Origin of the sequence: Arthrobacter sp. S2(2024) (genome assembly GCF_036662515.1) — a bacterium.
Lineage (GTDB): Bacteria > Actinomycetota > Actinomycetes > Actinomycetales > Micrococcaceae > Arthrobacter.
Map to the genome: position 1 here is coordinate 309,417 of NZ_JAYKZI010000003.1, position 19,837 is coordinate 329,253.

Consider the following 19,837-nt stretch of genomic DNA (forward strand, 5'->3'; position numbering starts at 1 on the left):
CTTGCCGTGCCGGCCGGAATCCGGAATTGTCGGTGGGGCCTGCTTGGATTGGACGAAGGCATCCGGCACTCCAGGGAGGTGACAAGCATGAGCGATGGTTCGTTGCTTCCGTTTGCCATGGTGTCGTCTTCGCCGGCCCGTCAGCCGTCCTTGCTCCAAGGCTTCCCCTCGCGCGGGAACGACGTCGGCGGACCGCCGCTCGCGGCGAGCAACCCGGTGGCGCGGGTCTTGATCGAATCATCCTTGCCGCATCTCGACAGGCCCTTTGACTACAGTGTCCCGGCCGAGTTGGAGGGGACGGCCCTGGCAGGCGTCCGGGTCAAAGTCCGCTTCAGCGGCCAGGAACTCAGCGGCTACGTCCTGGAGCGCATGGAATCGTCGGAAGCCGGGCATGCCCTGACTCCCCTTCTCAAGGTGGTTTCAGCCGTCCCGGTGCTGACTCCGGCGTTGCTGGACCTTGCCACGAGTGTCGCGGCCCGCTACGCCGGAACGCGCAGCGATGTCCTCCGGACCGCCATTCCGCCCCGCGTCGCGCGGCTGGAGAAGCTGCTCCTGTCCGGCGATTCCCTTTCGGACGAGCCGGCCACCCCTGCCGAACACACCGAGGCGCCCCAGGGCATCCCGTCCCAGGGCTCGGCCTCGCAGGCGCACGCGGCGTGGGCTTCCTACACCAACGGAGCGCCATACTTGCAACACCTGGCCGGGGGTGGCTCACCCCGCGCGGTCTTGACGGCAACGCAGGGTTTTGGAACCGCAGGCTGGCCCGAGCTCGTGGCATCCGCGGTGGCGGCAGTCCGCTCCTCAGGGCGGGGCGCCGTCGTCGTCGTTCCCGACTATCGTGATCTCGACCGCATGGAGGCGGCACTGCGCGCTGTCCTGCCACCAGGAGACGTCGCGCGGCTGACGGCCGACGACGGCCAGACGCCGCGGTACCGGAGCTACCTCCGGCTCCTCAGCGGCGCGGCACAGGTGGCTGTCGGCACCCGCTCCGCCGCGTACGCTCCGGTGCAGGACCTTGGCCTCGTGGTGTGCTGGGACGACGGCGACGACCTCCACATTGACCAGCGCGCTCCCTACGCCCACACCAGGGAAATCCTGCTCTTGCGTTCCGAACAGGAATCAGCGGCGTGCCTCATGGCTGCGCATAGCCGCAGCACCGAGCTTCAACGGCTCGTTGAGGGCGGGTGGGCCGTGCCGGTGGAAGCTCCCCGGCAAGTGGTCCGCGCCAGGACGCCCCGGGTGCTCAATACGGCTGACAGCTTCGAGCAGGAGCACGACCCCTTGGCGAAGATCGCACGATTGCCCGGCGCCGCCTGGCGGGCCGCCAAAGAGGGACTGGAACGCGGCCCCGTCCTGGTGCAGGTGGCCCGGGCCGGCTACGCCCCCTCCCTTGTCTGCGAGGAGTGCCGCGAAACCGCCAGGTGCAACAACTGCCAGGGACCCCTCGCAATCGCCGGACAATCGGCCCTGCCGCAGTGCCGCTGGTGCTCCACGCCGGCCCCGGAATGGCGTTGCCGGCATTGCGGCGCAGGCCGCCTTCGCAGAGGAGCAGCCGGTGTGCTGCGGACAGCGGAAGAACTGGGCAGGGCTTTTCCAGGCAAGGCTGTGGTGACATCGTCGGGAGACCAAGTCAAAGCCACAGTGTCCGATGCCCGCGCCCTGGTGGTGGCGACCGTGGGGGCTGAGCCGATCGCAGCCGGCGGCTACGCAGCGGCGCTGCTCCTGGATGGCAATTCGCTCCTGCGCAGGGAAAACCTGCGCGCCGGGGAGGACACCGTTCGGCGATGGTTCAATGCCGCGGCCCTCGTGCGGCCCGCGAACGAAGGCGGGCTCGTCGTTGTCACCGCAGACGACACCGCCGCGACAGGTGCCCTGCTGCGCTGGGACCCCGCTGGATATGCCTCCCGAGAACTGGCACTGCGGCAGGAACTCCAGTTACCGCCCGCCGTGCGGATCGCCTCAGTGACAGGCAAGCGGGCCGACGTCGTGCATTTCACCGAAAGCCTGGCCGACACCATCCAGCTCCGCACTGCGGGCCCAGCGCCGGTCTCCCTTGCACTATCGGCGCAGCGCGCTTCTGGGAGGGACGACGATCCGGACGTCCGGACGCTGATCTTCATTCCCTATGCACAAGCAGTTGTTGCCACCCGTTCCATGAGGGCCGTCAAAGCCGCCAGTGCGGCGAAGCGCACCTCAGGACCGGTGCAACTACGGCTCGACGGCGTCGACGTCCTCTAGCGTCCTTAGCGCCGTTTGCGGCTCCGCATCGCAACGATCTCTTCGGCCACCGCCAGCAGTTGGCGTGCCGACTCGTCCCAATTGAAATCAGCCGCGCGTTCCACGGAGCGGCGCGACCGTGCCTGCCACAATTCGCCGTCTTCAAGGGCCTTGACCGCTGCGGCGAACTCGCCGGGCGATTCGGGGTGTACGTAGCTCACGGCGTCCCCGCCGACCTCACGGAAGATGGGGGTGTCGCTGGCGATCACGGGAGTGCCAAGTGCCATCGCCTCGACCAGGGGCAGCCCGTAACCTTCTGCCTTGGACAGGCTGACGAGGGCGGTGGCCCGGAGCAGGAGGGAATCGTATTCGGCATCCGTGACGCCGTTGTGGAACTCGACCTGGGCGCCAGGCGGGACCCGGGGCTCCAGCTCCGCACGGCGCTGGGGGGTGATCCTGCTGAGCAGATGCAGCGTGAATCCTGGCAAATCGGCCATTCCCTGGATCATGGTCTCCACGTTTTTGTAGGGCATGAACGAGCCCATGTAGAGCAGGGATTTCTCGGCGCCGGCTGCGGGATCGCGCGGCTTCTGGCCCGGCTGTGGCGCGTTGCCCACGATCCGGACCGGGCGGCGCGTGAGATTGAACTTCGCCATGAGCGACTCGGTGGTGTGGCTGATGGTCGCCACGATGTCGGCCCGGTTGAGAAGCAATCGCTGCGGCCAGTAGGCCTTGTGGTAGAGCCGCCAGAGCAGCCGCACGGGTGCGGGCAGGAAGCCCGGAGGGGCAGGGTGCTCATAGTAGATGAGGTCGTGCAGGGTCAGGACCAGCCCGTATTTGCGGCCCCAGGTTCCCATGGTCTGCATGGGGCAGACCACGACGTCGGCGCCGAGCTTGTTGACTTCACGCGCCACGAACAGTTCGCGGGGGGACAGCGGGCTGCTGATGTGAACGTAGGGGACGTCCGGGAGGAGCGCCAATTGGCGCTTGTCACTGATGAGCATGGTGACATCCGCGATCTTGGACGTCGCCGCGATGAGGCTCGATCCGTAGCGGCTGATCCCGTCATGATGGTCCGTGCGGGTGAAGCGGGCATCTATGACGATTTTCACGCGGGGTGTTCCTCCAGGAAACTGCGGATGGCGGCGGCGGCCGGCGCCGGTGTCTCGTAATGAATCAAATGCCCGACGTCGGGAATCACTTCCAGCGCGCCGTCCGGGAGCATCTCCAGCAGCTTGTGCTGGTCCTTGAGCAGGGCGATCTCGTCTTTCTCGCCGGCCACCAACAACACAGGAAGGTCCAATTGCCCGGCGACCTCGGCCACATGGCTGGACACCGAAGCCCGGAAAGACTCCAGCAGGCTAGCGCGGTCGGCGAACGCGGAGAAGTACGCATCGTGCTGGCCATGGACAAAAGCCCGGAGTTCCTTGTCCCGGGTCTTGGCCATCGCGGCGCTCATGACGCGGACAATGAGGCGGCTGCGCAAGACCGCGAGTCCAAGCCGGCGCGGGAGCTTGGCGGAGACCTGGTAGTACAGGACCGCGAGCTTGGTCATGAGGCCTTTGGGGCCCTCAAGCGCGGGAGCGGCGATGGGATTGACCAGGATCAGCGGGCGGATGGCGCCCGGGTTCGCCGCGGCGAAGTGGCTGGCGACAATGGATCCGAAGGAGTGCCCCAAGAGAACCGTGTCCGCTCCGAGGCCCAAGGCCGCCATGAAACCGGTGATGAACTTCCCGTAGCGTTCCACGGTGTGGGTGTCTCCGGCGAAAGGCTCCGAGCTGCCAAAGCCGGGAAGGTCGGGCATGATGACGCGCATTTCCGGCAGGTGGTCCACTACGCGGAGCAGGCCGTGGTGGTCGCCGCGGAAACCGTGAATGACCAGTATGGTGCGCGTCGCCGGGGTCACCGTGACCGGTTCGTAGCACCAATAGGCGACGTTGCTGCCGTCGAGGTCGATGTCCGAGGCACTCGTCCTGGAGGCCAAGGCCTTGCTGAAGAACTCCCGTGGGGAGGCTGGTGCGGGTTCGGGGGAGTGGTTGGTGTCCACTTGTTCCATTCGGCAGGTCCTAGTTGACGTTGTCCGGGTGTGACCCGGTGCGGTGGTGGCGTTCGAGGGCGGCCAAGCCATCCATGTCGTCGGCATCAAGCTCGAAGCCGAAGACGTCGAAGTTCTCCTGGATGCGTGCCGCGGTACTGGCTTTGGGAATCACGATATTTCCGAGCTGGAGGTGCCAGCGGATGATGATTTGGGCAGGTGTCTTTCCATATTTATCCGCGAGCGCGCTGACTGCCGGATCCTGGAGGACCTGGCCGCGCCCCAACGGGCTCCACGCCTCCGTGCGGATGCGCAACTGCTCGTGGAGGGTCCGGAGCCTGGTCTGCTGCAACCAAGGGTGCAGCTCAATTTGGTTCACCGCAGGGACCACTTCGGCCTTTTGCATGAGCGCTTCGAGGTGGGCCGGCTGGAAGTTGGAGACGCCGATCGCGCGCACCCGGCCCTCACGGTACAGGGTTTCCATTGCCCGGTAGCTCTCCTGGAACAATCCGCGCCCAGCGCAAGGCCAATGGATCAGGTACAGGTCGACGTAGTCGAGGCCGAGATTGGCCATGGAGGTATCGAAGGCGCGCAGCGTGGAGTCGTACCCCTGGTCGTCATTCCAGAGCTTGGTGGTGACAAAGACGTCTTCGCGGGAGAGGCCGTGAGTTCCTTCCCCGGAGCCTCCCGTGTTGCTGTCGATGCCGGGCGGGGGTATGACCGCACTGCCGATGCCGCGTCCGACCCCGGTCTCGTTGCCGTACATGGACGCTGTATCGAAATGCCTGTAGCCGGCGCCCAGCGCAGTGGCGACCAAAGAAGTGGCATCCACCGGCGGCACCTTGTAGAGCCCGAACCCCAACTGGTCAATCAAGACACCATTGTTGAGACTGAGCCTAGGCGAGGGTTTCATAGCCAAGACTCTACCTACCTCGATGCCGGGAATGTTTCAGGGTCCTTCAATTATTCAGGAAGGGCTGCCGAAACTGACCAGGCGCTTCGCCGTGGCCTCGTCCAGGATCAGATCTGTTGCCAGTTTCGCTTCGAGTGCTCCACGAAGCCCGTTGATCTTGGATGCACCAGAGACGACGCAGATCCGGCGACGCACCTGCCGTAGTTGCTCGTGGCTTGGGCCTGTTGACCGCTCGTTGAGGGTGATGCCGTCGGAAGAGCCGTCGGCGCGGAAAAAGACGGTGGCAACGTCGCCCACGACGTCCGAGCTGGCCAACAAGTTCAAGTCCGTTTCATCGAGGTACCCACCTGCGTAGACGTGGCTGGGGTAGTCCGAATGCACCGAGCCGACACCGAAGATGGCGATGCTCATCCTGGCTTGCAGATCGAGCACGCGTTGGACGCTGCGCTCATTCCACATGGCGGTCTTCGTGGAGGCATGGTCGAAGAAGGCGGGCACCGGGAACTGTTCTACCCGCGCACCAAAGGCGATGCCGAAACGGCGCATGATGTCGCTGGCATAAGTAATGCCGGTGGTCTGCATGTTGCCGGCGCCGTTGAGCTGCACGATGGTGCTGCCGTGCGTGATCTTGCGTGTCAGGTGCCTGCTGACGGCACTGATGGTGGCACCCCAGGCCACGCCGATGATGGCGTTGGAATCCACCAGGGGACCAATGGTCTTTGCCGCCTGCGTCGCCACCCGGTCAAGGGTTTCCGCCTCGTTCAAGGTGTCCAGGACGGGCACCACGTGCACATCGACCCCGTAGTGGTTGCGGATCATGCGCTCCAGTTCCGGGGCGGAATCCAGGGGACTGCGGATCTGGATCTGGACCAGTCCCGACTCGCGGGCCGAAGACAGCAAGCGGGAAACGGTTGACCGCGAGGTCCGAAGCTCGCGGGCAATGGCGTCCATGGTGAGGTCCTGGAGGTAGTACATCTGTGCCGCCCGGAGGGCCTCTGAATGTCGTGATCGTGGCATCTCAATTCCGTTCTGCACGTTTGTGCAACTAGCTTGATTTCATTTTCCATTCCTTCGAAGAATAGTTGTGCAAGGTGCGACGTCAAGTGATGCAGCGCATACACCAAAGCCCAAGGGAGCAGTTTTGGGATACACGAGCAATTCCGGTTCCGCAGCAGGATCACCACGTCGGGCTTCGGTTTCGGCACTCCGCGAACGGCCGCAGGCCCAGGTGCTGATCATCGGAGGCGGCATCAACGGCGTCGGAACCTTCCGCGATTTGGCACTCCAAGGCGTGGACGTCGCCCTCGTGGAACGCGGCGATTACTGCCAGGGCGCCAGCGGAGCCTCATCCCACATGATCCACGGCGGCATCCGCTACCTCGAGAACGGGGAATTCCGCCTCGTCCAGGAATCGGTGGTCGAGCGCAACCGACTTTTGAAGATCGCTCCCCACTACGTCAAGCCCCTGCAGACGACCATCCCGATCTTCAGCACTTTCTCCGGGATACTTTCCGCCCCCACCCGCTTCCTCACGCACAAGCAAGGCAAGCCGAAGGAGCGCGGCGCCTTCCTCATCAAGCTCGGCTTGAGCATGTACGACTTCTTCTCCCGCGACGGCGGCAGCGTCCCCCGCCATCAGTTCCGTGGCAAGGAGAAGGCCCTGGCTGAGTTGCCCCGGTTGCACCCCGGCATCAAATACGCAGCCACCTACTTCGACGCGTCCGTGCACAACCCGGAGCGCCTGACGCTCGATGTGCTGCAGGACGGCGAAAAGGCGGGCATCGGAAGCGGCTTGCCGGGCGGCAGCGCCCGGGCCAGCAACTACGTCTCCCTTGTTTCGATGGCCTCCGCGGACGACTCAGCCGGCGCTGTTTTGCTGCGCGATGAGCTCACTGGCGAGGAATTCAGCTTCCAGGCCGACGTGATCGTCAACACCACCGGCGCCTGGGTTGACCTCACCAACGCGGCGATGGGTGCCGCGAGCCGCTTCATGGGCGGAACCAAGGGATCCCATATCGTCCTGGACCACCCGGAATTGCTCGCAGCGTGCGGCGGCCGTGAGATCTTCTTCGAACACACCGACGGGCGGATCGTCCTGATCTACCCCATGGGTGACCGCGTCCTGGTGGGCACCACCGACGTCGAGGCGGACATGGCGCAGGATGCCGTGTGCACCGAAGCCGAGATCGACTACTTCTTCGACCTGGTCGGCCACGTCTTCCCCTCCATCAAGGTTGAGCGCAGCCACATCGTCTACAGCTTCGCCGGCGTTCGGCCGCTTCCCCGTCACGATGACACGCAGCCGGGCTTCGTATCCCGCGACTACCGCATCGAGCGAAGCGGACGGGAAGCCTCCGGTGCCGCGGCCGCCCAAGGCGGCAAGGCCGCCGTCGTACTCTCATTGATCGGCGGCAAGTGGACCACTTTCCGGGCCCTCGCCGAACACCTGAGCAACGACGTCCTCCGCGAGCTGGGCTTGGAGCGGAAGGTCTCGACGGCGAAACTCGCCATCGGAGGCGGCTTGGATTTCCCGGACAGCGAAGACGGAATCCAGGACTGGGTCAAGAAGCACATGGCTCCCGGGCTCGACGCCGACCGGGTCAGCGGCCTGTTGACTCGCTACGGCACGCGCGCCGAGGACGTCATCGCCTACCTAGGGGCAGGCGAAGACCGGAAGCTCCGCTCGACGAACGAGCTCAGCGTCCGGGAACTCGAGTTCATGGCCGCCAACGAACAGATCGGGCACCTCGTGGATGTCCTCATCCGCCGCACCTCGCTGGCCTTCCGGGGACTCGTGACCGGAGAGCTCCTGAACGAAATCGCCGAAGTCCTCGCCACGCAGCTTGGCTGGGATTCGGCGAAGCGTCAAGCGGAAATCCAGCATGCCCAGGAGGTGCTTCTACGTTTTCATGGCGTGACTGTTCACAGCCTCGTCGCATGAACGTAATGTACGTCACATCAGCTTGATTGTTCCGGCCAAGAAGCCTGGACACAAGGGTTGCGGTCTTCCGCTCCGGAAGGGGGGACCGCAACCGGGACGGCGCTAACAGACGCCGGCCCAACGGCCCCCACAAAACCTGCAGGGCTGACAACAGAAGAAAATGAGGAGTCAAAGATGTCTCTCGGAATTGTTTTCCTTTCCGAAGTGTTCGGAACCGGAATGCTTACCCTCCTTGGCTGCGGCGTTGTGGCAAACGTCGCGCTCAAGGGCACAAAGGGCAACAGCGGCGGGTTCCTGATGGTGAATTTTGGCTGGGGCATCGCAGTATTTGCCGGCGTTTACGTAGCGGCCATGTCCGGTGCGCACCTGAATCCGGCGGTCACGCTTGGTCTCCTGGTTGACGGTAAGGCCGAGTTCGCCCCCGGTGTGGCCGTAAGTGCGGCATCCACGTTCACCTACTTCGGTGGAGAACTGCTCGGCGCCTTCCTAGGCGCTGTCTTCGCCTGGCTCGCGCACAAGCAGCACTTCGACGCCGAGCCCTTGGCAGCCAGCAAGCTCGCCGTATTCTCCACGGGACCGGCCATCCGCTCGTACCCCTGGAACCTCGTCACCGAAATCATCGCCACGTTTGTACTGGTCTTCGTGATCCTGACCTTCGGCGGCACTCCCTCCGGCCTAGGGCCGCTCGCGGTGGCATTGCTCGTCGTCGGCATCGGCGCGTCCCTTGGCGGCCCGACGGGCTATGCAATCAACCCCGCCCGTGACCTCGGTCCGCGTATCGCCCACGCACTTCTGCCGATCAAGGGCAAGGGCTCCAGCGACTGGGCCTACTCCTGGGTTCCGATTGTCGGCCCGCTCCTGGGTGGAACCATCGCCGGACTCGTCGCCCACTCCATACCGATCATGGCCACTGTCGCCAAGTAGCAAACCGCTCAGTACCTAGACCGCATCCACACCAAAGCAAGCAGACAAGGACGTCAAAATGTCGCAATACGTCATCGCCATTGACCAGGGAACCACCAGCTCGCGTGCCATCGTGTTCGATCACTCAGGCAACATTGTCTCCACCGGCCAGATGGAGCACGAGCAGATCTTCCCCCAAGCCGGTTGGGTAGAGCACAACCCGGTGGAGATCTGGGACAACGTCAGGGAGGTCGTCGGCTCTGCGTTGTCGAAGGCCAACCTGACCCGGCACGACATCGCAGCCGTCGGCATCACCAACCAGCGCGAAACCGCCGTCGTGTGGGACAAGAACACGGGCGAGCCCATCTACAACGCGATCGTCTGGCAGGACACCCGCACGCAGTCCATCGTGGACGAGCTGGCCCAGGACGGCGGCCCAGAGCGCTTCAAGCAAAAGGTCGGCCTTCCCCTGGCCACCTACTTCTCCGGAACCAAGATCAAGTGGATCCTGGACAACGTTGAAGGAGCGCGGGCCAAGGCCGAAGCCGGGGACCTCATCTTCGGCAACACCGACTGCTGGGTCCTGTGGAACCTGACAGGCGGCGTGGACGGCGGCGTACACGCCACAGACGTCACCAACGCCTCGCGCACCATGTTCATGGACCTGGACACCTTGCAATGGGACCAGGACATCCTCGACGCGTTCGGCGTGCCGGCGTCAATGATGCCCGCCATCAAGTCCTCCTCCGAGGTCTACGGCACGGTGCACACCTCGCAGTTGCTGCGCGAAGTGCCCGTCGCAGGCATCCTGGGCGACCAGCAGGCGGCAACCTTCGGCCAGGCGGCGTTCCAGGCGGGCGAAGCCAAGAACACCTACGGCACCGGTTGCTTCCTGATCTTCAACACGGGCGAGGAGATCGTCCACTCGAAGAACGGCCTGCTGACCACGCTGGGCTACAAGCTGGGCGACGCGAAACCGCACTACGCATTGGAAGGCTCCATCGCCGTCACGGGATCACTGATCCAATGGCTCCGCGACAACCTCGGCCTGATCAGCTCCGCTCCCGAAGTGGAGACGCTAGCGGGAGGCGTCGAGGACAACGGCGGTGTCTACATCGTGCCCGCGTTCTCCGGACTGTTCGCCCCGTACTGGCGCGCCGACGCCCGCGGTGCCATCGTTGGCCTGACCCGTTTTGCCAACAAGGGCCACATCGCCCGCGCGGCACTCGAGGCCACCGCATTCCAGACCCGCGAGGTGCTCGACGCCGTCAACGCGGACTCGGGCGTTCCGCTGACTGAGTTGAAGGTCGACGGCGGAATGGTCGCCAATGAGGCGCTCATGCAATTCCAAGCCGACATCCTGGGCGTGCCTGTGGTCCGTCCGAAGGTCGTGGAAACCACGGCCTTGGGTGCCGCTTACGCGGCGGGCCTCGCCGTCGGCTTCTGGAAAGACCTCGGCGAACTCAGCTCAAACTGGGGCGAGGACAAGCGCTGGGAGCCGCAGCTCCCGGCCGAAGAGCAGGAGCGCCAGATGCGCCTGTGGAAGAAGGCTGTTACCAAGTCCATGGATTGGGTGGACGAGGACGTTAAGTAGGTCTCACCTCGGTTGAGGGAGGCCGCACTTGCCCCGCCCGCTTCGCGGTGCCCACCACACCCGGGCGAAGTGCGGCCTCCCTCAACCTTCACCTACGCGCAGCCGTTGAAACCACGCCAAGGGTTTGGTGCGGTAAGGTGGCTTTATGCGTGCGATCCTTCTGCTTAGCTAGCCGCCCGGTATACGTCGATCTAAAGCATCGCGAACCGAGCGGCCGCCCCTCCTTGCCGAGGGGCTTTTGTGTGTCCGGGACCTTCCGGGGCCCGGAGCAGGAGGCAAAACCGTCATGGAAGAACAGAAGAGGGCAGCAGTGAGCGTTCAGCCGGAGACAGAAACCGGAGCACAGTCAACAGTGGCAGGCGAGACGCCCGAGGAGGGTGTCTACAGCTTCGCCTCGATGGAGGCCAAGTGGCCGCAGGTCTGGGAAGACCTCAAAGTCTTCACTCCTGTCGACGACGGCTCCCGCGAGCGGCGCTACGTCCTGGACATGTTCCCGTACCCTTCAGGCGACCTCCACATGGGCCACGCTGAGGCCTTCGCGATGGGCGACGTCGTGGCGCGATACCTCCGCCAGAAGGGTTTCGACGTCCTGCACCCCATCGGCTGGGACTCCTTCGGCCTGCCCGCGGAGAACGCCGCCATCAAGCGCAACGCACACCCCAGCGAGTGGACGTACGCAAACATCGACACGCAGGCCGCGTCGTTCAAGCGTTACGCGATCTCTGCCGACTGGTCCCGCCGGCTGCACACTTCGGACCCGGAGTACTACCGCTGGACGCAGTGGCTGTTCAAGCGGTTCTACGAGCGCGGGCTGGCCTACCGCAAGGATTCCCCGGTTAACTGGTGCCCGAAGGACCTGACCGTCCTGGCGAACGAGCAGGTAGTCAACGGCGCGTGCGAACGCTGCGGGACCCCTGTCACGAAGAAGTCCCTGAATCAGTGGTACTTCAAGATCACCGATTATGCCGACCGTTTGCTCGACGACATGTCCGAGCTCCAGGGACACTGGCCCGAGCGGGTGCTGGCAATGCAGCGCAACTGGATTGGCCGCTCTGAGGGTGCCCACGTCCGGTTCGCGATCGAAGCCACGGACGGCCGCCCCGAACGCGAAGTCACTGTCTTCACCACGCGCCCGGACACCCTGTACGGGGCAACGTTCTTCGTCGTCGCCGCGGACGCGCACCTGGCGCTGGACTTGGTCACGCCCGAACAACACGATGCCCTCATGGCGTACCGCGAAAAGGTCAAGGCCCTGTCGGACATCGAGCGCCAGTCCACTGAGCGCGAGAAGACCGGCGTGTTCACCGGCCGCTACGCCATCAACCCGCTCAACGGCGAAAAACTGCCCGTGTGGGCAGCCGACTACGTGCTCGCCGACTACGGCACGGGCGCCATCATGGCAGTGCCTGCGCACGACCAGCGCGACCTCGACTTCGCCCGCGCGTTTGACCTGCCGGTGCGTCCGGTCCTCAACACCGGCGGGGAAGATCCGGCGGAGACCGGCATTGCGACCGCCGGCGAGGGCACCCTGATGAACTCCGGCGAACTGGACGGTTTGTCCAAGGCCGATGCCATCCCCGCAGCCATCGACATCCTGGAGAAGTTGGGTACAGGGGAGAAGTTCGTCAACTTCCGCCTGCGCGACTGGCTCCTGAGCCGCCAGCGTTTCTGGGGTACCCCGATCCCCATCATCCATTGCGCCGAATGCGGCGAAGTGCCGGTGCCGGACGATCAGCTGCCTGTCACGCTGCCCGAAAACCTGCGCGGCGAGGCGCTGTCGCCGAGGGGCACGTCACCCCTGGCCGCGGCGCTGGAATGGGTCAACGTCGAGTGCCCGAACTGCGGACGCGCCGCCCAGCGCGACACGGACACGATGGACACGTTCGTGGACTCTTCCTGGTACTTCCTGCGCTTCGTGTCCCCGCACTACACCGAGGGACCGTTCGATCCTGCCAAGATCAACGACTGGATGCCGGTCGGCCAGTACGTGGGCGGCGTCGAGCACGCCATCCTCCACTTGCTGTACGCGCGATTCTTCACCAAGGTCATCCACGACATGGGCATGCTCGACGCGGACGAACCCTTTAGCGCCTTGCTCAACCAGGGGCAGGTCCTCAACGGCGGCAAGGCCATGAGCAAGTCCCTCGGCAACGGCGTGGACCTTGGCGAGCAACTGGATAAGTTCGGCGTCGACGCCGTCCGCCTGACCATGGTCTTCGCGTCGCCGCCGGAGGACGACGTCGACTGGGCGGACGTCTCGCCGTCGGGCTCCGCGAAGTTCCTCGCCCGCGCCTGGCGCCTTGGCCAGGATGTCGCAAGCGAGCCCGGCGTCGATGTCTCCACTGGTGACCGCACGCTGCGCACCGTCACCCACAGGACCATTGCCGACGCCGCTGAGCTGTTGGACAACAACAAGTTCAACGTCGTGGTCGCCAAGCTGATGGAGCTCGTCAACGCGACCCGCAAGACCATCGACTCCGGTGCCGGTGGCGCAGACCCCGCCGTCCGTGAAGCCGCCGAGGCCGTGGCGGTCATCCTGAGCCTCTTCGCGCCATACACGGCCGAGGACCTGTGGAACCAGTTGGGCCACCCGGCCTCCGTGGCGAACGCCGGCTGGCCTTCCCACGATCCTTCGCTTCTGGTCCAGGACACCGTGACGGCCGTCGTGCAGGTCCAGGGCAAGGTCCGCGACCGTTTGGACGTCTCGCCGGACATCAGTGAGGATGAGCTGCGAGAGCTCGCTCTCGCAAGCGAAAACGTACAGCGTGCACTCGATGGCCGCGGCATCCGCACGGTGATCGTGCGCGCGCCTAAACTGGTGAACATCGTCCCGGCCTAGTCGGGAAACGGCCGCCGGCGCTTGCCGGCGGCCGGCCACCAGCTCCAGGAGGCTCCCTTGACGGACCGCGAACCACCCGCTTGGTTGTGGCTCAAGGAACGTTTGGCCCGCCTGCGCCAGTCCACGACGCCGGGACGCGCCGGAGCAGAGCCGGCGCGCGTCGTGCGCATCGCCGTCGTCACCGACTCGGCTGCCGCTCTGCCGGCCGAGTGGGTCAAGGCTTTCGTCGCGGACGGCCGCCTCGCCGTCGTGCCGATGCCCGTCATGGTGGGCGAAGAGATCTACGGCGAGGGGGAGGACGACATCACCCAGACGCTCGCGCTGGCCCTGGCCGCGGGATCGTCCGTAAAGACTTCACGTCCTTCACCCGGCCAGTTCGAACAGGCTTATCTAGCCGCACGGGACCGCGGTTTCGAAGCCGTCGTCTCCATCCACATTTCCGCCGGGTTGTCCGGCACCGCGGACGCCGCCAGGCTGGCTGCGCAACGCGTCTCCATTCCGGTCGAAGTCATTGACTCCCGCACCGTAGGAATGGCTCAAGGCATGGGCGTCCAAAGCGCGCTGGTTGCCGCCGCGGACGGCCGTTCGGCAGCCGAAGTCCGGCACTTTGCCGAGGAGCGATTGGGCCGCACCAAGGTCTACTTCTATGTGCCGAGCCTTGAGCAGCTTAGGCGCGGGGGTCGTATCGGCACTGCTGCGTCTTGGCTCGGGACAATGCTGTCCATCAAGCCGATCCTCGCGGTCGCCGACGGCAAGATCGTACCGCTCGAGAAGGTGCGCTCGGCTGCGAAGGCCGTTGCCCGGCTGGAAGAAATCGTTGCCGCCGATGTCAATTCCCGGCCGCCAGGACAATCGCGGCTCGCCGTGCATCACTTTGGAAACCTGGCAGAGGCAGAGAGGCTCGCGGCCCGGCTGGGCGAGGGGTGCCCCGATTGCCCGCCTGCACAGATCAGCGCCCTGCCGGCCGTTCTCGCGGCCCACGCCGGGCTCGGCGTATTGGCCGTGGTTGTGGGGGAAAGCAGTACGCCTGGCGCCGCGACGCTTTTGGGTGACAGCGCGAAAGCCGCAACGGATCCGGCGAACACTATGCGGAGCAAACCGTAACCGCGGTCAAGTTTCGCGGGCAGAGGTCCTGAGTTTTTTGCCGGTCCGTCGTTAGCTCCATGAAAATGGGCATAACCCCTAACTGCCGCCACACTTTCGAATGGCGGCGCTAGGCGTAAGTTTTAAAATGAGTTGATCGGCCGCCTACCCCGCCCCACGGATGGAGGAAGATTCCGGGGTCGCCCGGTGACCCCGCGTTGACTTGGTGCGGTTGGAGCCCGCAAGTGAGTTTGGCGACCGGAGGCCGCTGACAGGAACTTCGGTTTGTTGCTTCGAGCACGTGAGTCAGACTCTTTCGTCCTGCTGGCCAGCCAGGAGGCCGGCGAAACGGCAACAAAGCACTCAGAGCTGCCCTGGGCAACGTGGCGATGGGCGCGGCCCGGACCAAAAACATCTACCTCCGCGAACGCTACTACCGCCTCGCTGCCAGACGAGGCAAACAACGAGCCATCGTCGCGATCGAGCATTCTCTCCTCACCGCGATCTGGCACGTGCTCATGAACAACCTCGACTACCTTGAACTCGGACCCGACCACTTCACCCGACGCGAGCCCACCCATGTCATGCGCCGCATCACCAAACACGCCAACGCACTCGGCCTGACCGTCCGTTTCGATCCCATCCATCAGACCGCAGCGGCAACCTGAAGCGACTCACCATCCATTTTCGAGTCAGGCAATGCGCATCCTGAGCGACGGACCTATTTTGTCGTAGCCTCCTGGCAGAGTGTTTCCATGGAAGCGATCGGATGCGTCGACACCCGGCAGGGCCTTGGGTCCCGCGGGTATTTCGGAGTGTCCCGTCATGCCCGTCGTCCGCGTCTGGCCGCGTCCCTTGCCGCGGTCCCGGGCGGGCTGGTGTTGGTGGATCCGCCGGATGGTGGCGGCCGGCTGGCCGTTTTGGACGGGGCCGTGGCGGCGGTGAGGTCTTTGGCGGGCAAAGCCGCGGACGACGTCGGAGTCCTGGGTTTCGAGGAGGCTGTTGCGTTCGCGTCCGGGGTGGAGGAGCTCTCCCGGACCCTGGACTATCTCCAGGTGGCCGCCGCTGCCGGGCTGGACAGGGCCCGGAACGATGAACCCGCCAGCCGGCAGGGCTGGACCACGGGCTGGGCCGCCGGCGCGGATCCAGGCGCCGGCGCGGGCTGGACGTCCGGAACCACCGCGGCCCACGCGGACGCGCAGGCCGGTGCGGCTCCTTCCCCGGGAACGGGCAGCGCCCGGGGCGGGGAGTTCAGGTCCACGGCCGAGCACCTGCGGTCCTTGCTGCGGATCAGTGCCGCCGAGGCCAGGCACCGGCTCGCCCTCGCCCTCGCCCGGGAGCTGCTGCCCGGCCGGAGCCTCACCGGGCAAACGGTCCCTGCCCGGCACGTGGAAACGGCCGCGGCGCTGGCGTCCGGGGTGATCGGGTCCCGCTCGGCCGGGATCATCACGATGGCCGTGGCGAAGGTGCGTCCGTTGTGCAGCCCGGAGAAGGCCACGGAGATGGAACACGCCCTGGCCCGCACCGCGGAGGAAAACGACCAGGACTTCCTGGCCAGGGTGGCCCGGCGCTGGATCGAGGCGATCGACCAGGACGGCCCGGAACCGTCCGAAGAATCCCTGCGCCACCACCAAGGAGCGTTCCTGCGCCGCCCCAAACACGGCCTGGCGCATGTGGAGATCTTCGCCACCACCGAGCAATACGAACACCTGCTCACGGTCATGAACACCGCCACCAACCCCCGGAACCGCACACCCCACGGCACGGCAACCCAGGGCACAGCTCAGGTCTGCGCGGAGCCTTCCGGCGATTCGTCCGGGGGACCATCCGGCGATTCCTCAGGCGATTCGTCCGGCGAGGCATCCGGCGAGTCGTCCGGGAGTGCCGGGGCGCCGGACCGGCGGTCGCGGGCGCAGAAGCTCCTGGACGGTCTGGTCGGTGCCTGCAAGATCGCCCTGGCCACGGGATCCCTGCCTGCCACGGGCGGCCACCGCCCGCAGATCCTGGCCACCATCGACCACCGCGACCTCTTCCCCCAGGACCACCGGGATCCGCAGACCGGGCAAGCTTCGCAAGACGGGCAGCCTTCCCGGCCCGGCCACCCCGCACTCTTTGGCGTACCCGCCCGGCCCGGGCAACCCGGGCGAGGTCTGGGCACCGGGTCCTTCACGTTCACCGGGCCCGTTCCGGCCGCCACGGTGCGCAAACTGGCCTGCGACGCCGACATCATCCCCGTGGTCCTGGGCGGCGAGGGCCAGGTCCTGGACATCGGACGGGCCTCACGGATCTTCCCGCCGCACATCCGCAAAGCCATCACTGCGCGGGACAAGGGCTGCGCTTTCCCCGGGTGCACCATGCCGGCCCCTTGGTGCGAGGCCCACCATATCGAGTACTGGTCCCGCGGCGGAGTCACGAGCGCCGCGAACGGGACGCTGCTCTGCAGCCATCACCACCACCTGATCCACAAGGAAGACTGGCACATCCAGGTCCAAGCGGGCGTGCCCTGGTTCATCCCGCCACCGCACATCGACCCGCACCGCAAACCCCGGAGAAACCACTACTTCCAGTTATGAGTCCCGCGATGGGCTTTCTCCCGTGCCCACTTATCCTCCACAAGCACTCTGCGGCGGGCCTGTCCACATAGCACCGGTCCGGGCTGCTGCTGCGGGCTCGGACCTTCTAGTCTCGTGGATATGCCACGTAGGAACCGAGCCTCACCCGCGGATGATGCTGCGAGTGCCGCCCGGCTCCGATTCGTTGCTCGTCTTGCGTCACCGACGGACCACGAGGCCGAGGCTCAGCCTGGCCACGTCAACAAAACGGAGCCTCTGCTTCCATTGCAGGCCTTGATGACATCCGGACCTGGTATGGCCGATGTGGGGGAGCAGTCAGGCACCGAAGGGGTGTCCGAGGAGGCAGGACCTTCCTCGAGGCTTCGGTGGCGCACTCCATGGCGGGTAGCCGTGTTGTTGGCTTTGCCTTGTTTGTTGCTGGTGATTTGGTTCTTCTGGCAGTCCTGGTCCGGGCAGCCGATGGCTGAGCCCCTCGTTCGAAGTTCACATGCGGGAGGAAATCCCGAAGCGGGCGCGGGAAGTAGAAATGGCGGTGTCGATGGGGGCTTGGAATCACCCGATGGAGCTCAACTCCTCATAGTCCACGTTGCGGGTGCCGTGAAGAACCCCGGGATTGTCAGGGTGCCCGCCGGTGCGCGGGTATTCGACGCGATCGCCGCAGCTGGTGGTGCGGATACAACTGCCCAGCTTGACAGCCTCAACCTTGCCGCCATCGTGGAGGACTCGGCGAAGATTCATGTTCCGCGGCTGGGTGAGGCTGTTCCGTCACAGCTTGCGGGGCCAATTGGCGGTGCGCCCACAGCCGGTGGCGCGGGAACCGGGACTTCTGGCGGTGGAAAAGTCAACCTCAATACCGCGACGGCCGAGGAGCTCGACGCCTTGCCCAAGGTCGGCCCCGTCCTGGCCAAACGCATTGTCGAATGGCGGCAGCAGCACGGCCCGTTCGCTGCCGTGGAGGACCTCGATGCCGTGGATGGTGTTGGTCCCAAGATGATGGAATCGCTTCTGCCCTTGGTGACGGTCTAGGGTGAGCGGAGTCAAGCTGAGCCCCGGCCGCGTAGACCTTCGGCTGGCCCCGTCTGCCGTTCTCACGTGGGCTGTCTCCCTTGCGGCCGCCTATCTACCTTCCCTCTGGACGGGAGTTGTGTGCGTGGCTTTGGCCCTCGCCGCGTGTCTTCTTCTCGCCACTCGGGCCAGGGCTCCTCGTAGCCTGAGGACGTTTCCTGCCACGTTGGCCGTTGCGTGTTTGTTCGGCGCGGCCGTGGCCGCCCACGCCGCAATGCAAGCCGGACAGCGCGACGACGGACCGGTTGCCGACGTTGCAGCGGCGCGCGATTCGGTGGTCATTCATGTGTTGATCGTGGGTGATCCTCGCGAGTTAGGCACGGATTCCCGTGGATCGGGACGGTGGGCCGTGCCGGCCGAAGTGATTGATATTGCGGCCGACGGCATGCTGATCCGCTCCCGCACCAGAATTCTGCTGACCGGAGGCGAAGGCTGGGGGCAGGTTGTCACGGGACAGGAGGTAAGAACAGCCGGAAAACTGAAGCCTGCAAAGCCAGGACAAGTCGAGGCTGGTGTTCTTGCCGCCGCCACCCCACCCATGCGGCCGGACTCACAGCGGAAGCCAGACACACAGAACAAGCCAGACACACAGAACAAGCCAGACACACAGAACAAGCCAGAAGCAAGGCACCCGACGCAAGGACCTGCCGACATTCCCCACGGTCCCGCCCAATTGAAAAGGCAATTCAGTTCCGCCGCCGAGTGGTTGCAGGGCGACGCCGCCGGTCTCCTGCCTGGAATGGTCACGGGCGACACCACGGGCTTGGACGAAAGCCTGGAGACGGCGATGAAAACCACCGGCACCACCCATCTCACCGCGGTCAGCGGCGCAAATTGCAGCCTCATTCTTGGCGGCCTGGTGCTACTGGCAAGGAGCTTTAGGCTTGCCAGGGGAGTCGCGGCAATCGTGGCCCTTGGTGGCCTGGCGGCCTTTGTCATGATGGTGGGGCCGGACGCAAGCGTCCTGAGGGCAGCGGTCATGGGTGCTATCGGCCTCACCGCGCTAAGTAGCGGCCGGCAGGGCAGGAGCCTGGGCTTTCTGTGCCTCGCGGTCACTGGGCTGCTCACCCTGGATCCCTCACTTGGTACGAGTGTGGGGTTCCTCTTGTCCGTCCTCGCTACCCTGGGAATTGTCCTGTTGGCACGGCCTATCGCTTCCTGGGCTCCGTCTTGGGTACCTTCCTGGCTAGCGTCCGCCGTCGCCGTCCCCTTGGCGGCGCAGCTTCTGTGCAGCCCGGTCATCGTAGCCTTGCAACCGCAGTTCTCCAGTTACTCATTGCTGACGAATATCGCAGTTGCTCCGTTTGTCGCACCCGTGACGATCCTGGGAACCATTGCTGTCCCCCTTGTCCCGCTGCTTCCCTGGCTTGCAATTGTTCCGATAGCCGTTGCCGGGGCCAGCGCGGGAATGGTGGCGGCAATCGCCAGGTTCTTCGCCGGGCTTCCCGGAGCGTCCTTGCCGTGGCCGGAAGGTCCCGCTGGAATCGCCACCATGAGTCTCTGGTCTGTTGGGACAGTCCTGCTTGTGTGGCTGGTCTTGCATCCGACGCGGGTGGTCTCCGCCGTACTGTGGTTGCACGGCCGCTTGGTGCTCCTCATAGCCGCAGGGGAGTCGTCTCTTCGTCGCCGATAGACCCGCTGAACGTGGGAGACTGGAATTCTGCAAAACCCTTC

The 19,837-nt window shown here is 65.2% G+C and carries 14 protein-coding genes; 10 read left to right on the forward strand and 4 right to left on the reverse strand.

Going from position 1 to position 19,837, the window contains the following annotated elements; translation table 11 throughout:
- The first annotated feature begins 117 nt into the window (after positions 1–117).
- Positions 118–2,238: a primosomal protein N' gene (locus VLA65_RS07970; protein WP_332602340.1), complete on the forward strand. Its 2,121-nt coding sequence runs from the start codon at positions 118–120 to the stop codon at positions 2,236–2,238.
- A gap of 5 nt (positions 2,239–2,243) precedes the next feature.
- Here VLA65_RS07970 and VLA65_RS07975 read toward each other — a convergent pair whose 3' ends face one another.
- The 4 genes from VLA65_RS07975 to VLA65_RS07990 are packed head-to-tail and all read right to left on the reverse strand — an operon-like array spanning position 2,244 to position 6,182.
- Positions 2,244–3,329, reverse strand: a complete 1,086-nt coding sequence (locus tag VLA65_RS07975) for a glycosyltransferase family 4 protein (RefSeq protein WP_332602182.1) — start codon at positions 3,327–3,329, stop codon at positions 2,244–2,246.
- Positions 3,326–4,273, reverse strand: coding sequence for an alpha/beta fold hydrolase (locus VLA65_RS07980; RefSeq protein ID WP_284989284.1), 948 nt, complete (start codon positions 4,271–4,273; stop codon positions 3,326–3,328). The genes VLA65_RS07975 and VLA65_RS07980 overlap by 4 nt, the downstream gene beginning before the upstream one ends.
- A 10-nt stretch (positions 4,274–4,283) precedes the next feature.
- Complete coding sequence (locus VLA65_RS07985; RefSeq protein WP_332602183.1) at positions 4,284–5,165, reverse strand: aldo/keto reductase; 882 nt, start codon at positions 5,163–5,165, stop codon at positions 4,284–4,286.
- Between the two features lie 54 nt (positions 5,166–5,219).
- Entirely contained in the window at positions 5,220–6,182 is a 963-nt protein-coding gene (locus VLA65_RS07990) for a sugar-binding transcriptional regulator (protein WP_059389187.1), read from the reverse strand.
- A 124-nt stretch (positions 6,183–6,306) separates the two neighbouring features.
- On the opposite strand from VLA65_RS07990, the gene VLA65_RS07995 reads away from it, so the two are divergent.
- The 9 genes from VLA65_RS07995 to VLA65_RS08035 all read left to right on the forward strand — a co-directional run bounded on the left by VLA65_RS07995 (position 6,307) and on the right by VLA65_RS08035 (position 19,796).
- Entirely contained in the window at positions 6,307–8,106 is a 1,800-nt protein-coding gene (locus VLA65_RS07995) for a glycerol-3-phosphate dehydrogenase/oxidase (protein ID WP_284989286.1), read from the forward strand.
- 174 nt (positions 8,107–8,280) lie between these two features.
- Positions 8,281–9,030: an MIP/aquaporin family protein gene (locus tag VLA65_RS08000; RefSeq protein WP_284989287.1), complete on the forward strand. Its 750-nt coding sequence runs from the start codon at positions 8,281–8,283 to the stop codon at positions 9,028–9,030.
- A gap of 58 nt (positions 9,031–9,088) precedes the next feature.
- Positions 9,089–10,603 carry a glycerol kinase GlpK gene (gene glpK, locus VLA65_RS08005; RefSeq protein WP_332602184.1) on the forward strand — a complete coding sequence of 505 codons (1,515 nt, stop codon included), beginning with the start codon at positions 9,089–9,091 and terminating at the stop codon, positions 10,601–10,603.
- A 310-nt stretch (positions 10,604–10,913) separates the two neighbouring features.
- Positions 10,914–13,442, forward strand: a complete 2,529-nt coding sequence (gene leuS / locus VLA65_RS08010; RefSeq protein WP_332602341.1) for a leucine--tRNA ligase — start codon at positions 10,914–10,916, stop codon at positions 13,440–13,442.
- A 57-nt stretch (positions 13,443–13,499) separates the two neighbouring features.
- Entirely contained in the window at positions 13,500–14,546 is a 1,047-nt protein-coding gene (locus tag VLA65_RS08015) for a DegV family protein (RefSeq protein WP_332602185.1), read from the forward strand.
- A gap of 362 nt (positions 14,547–14,908) precedes the next feature.
- Positions 14,909–15,193 carry a hypothetical protein gene (locus VLA65_RS08020; protein ID WP_332602186.1) on the forward strand — a complete coding sequence of 95 codons (285 nt, stop codon included), beginning with the start codon at positions 14,909–14,911 and terminating at the stop codon, positions 15,191–15,193.
- Positions 15,194–15,280: 87 nt separating this feature from the next.
- Positions 15,281–17,098 carry an HNH endonuclease signature motif containing protein gene (locus VLA65_RS08025; protein ID WP_332602187.1) on the forward strand — a complete coding sequence of 606 codons (1,818 nt, stop codon included), beginning with the start codon at positions 15,281–15,283 and terminating at the stop codon, positions 17,096–17,098.
- 546 nt (positions 17,099–17,644) lie between these two features.
- On the forward strand, positions 17,645–18,124 hold the full coding sequence (locus VLA65_RS08030; protein ID WP_275937076.1) for a helix-hairpin-helix domain-containing protein: 480 nt from the start codon (positions 17,645–17,647) through the stop codon (positions 18,122–18,124).
- Between the two features lie 205 nt (positions 18,125–18,329).
- On the forward strand, positions 18,330–19,796 hold the full coding sequence (locus VLA65_RS08035; protein WP_332602188.1) for a ComEC/Rec2 family competence protein: 1,467 nt from the start codon (positions 18,330–18,332) through the stop codon (positions 19,794–19,796).
- Positions 19,797–19,837 lie beyond the last annotated feature (41 nt).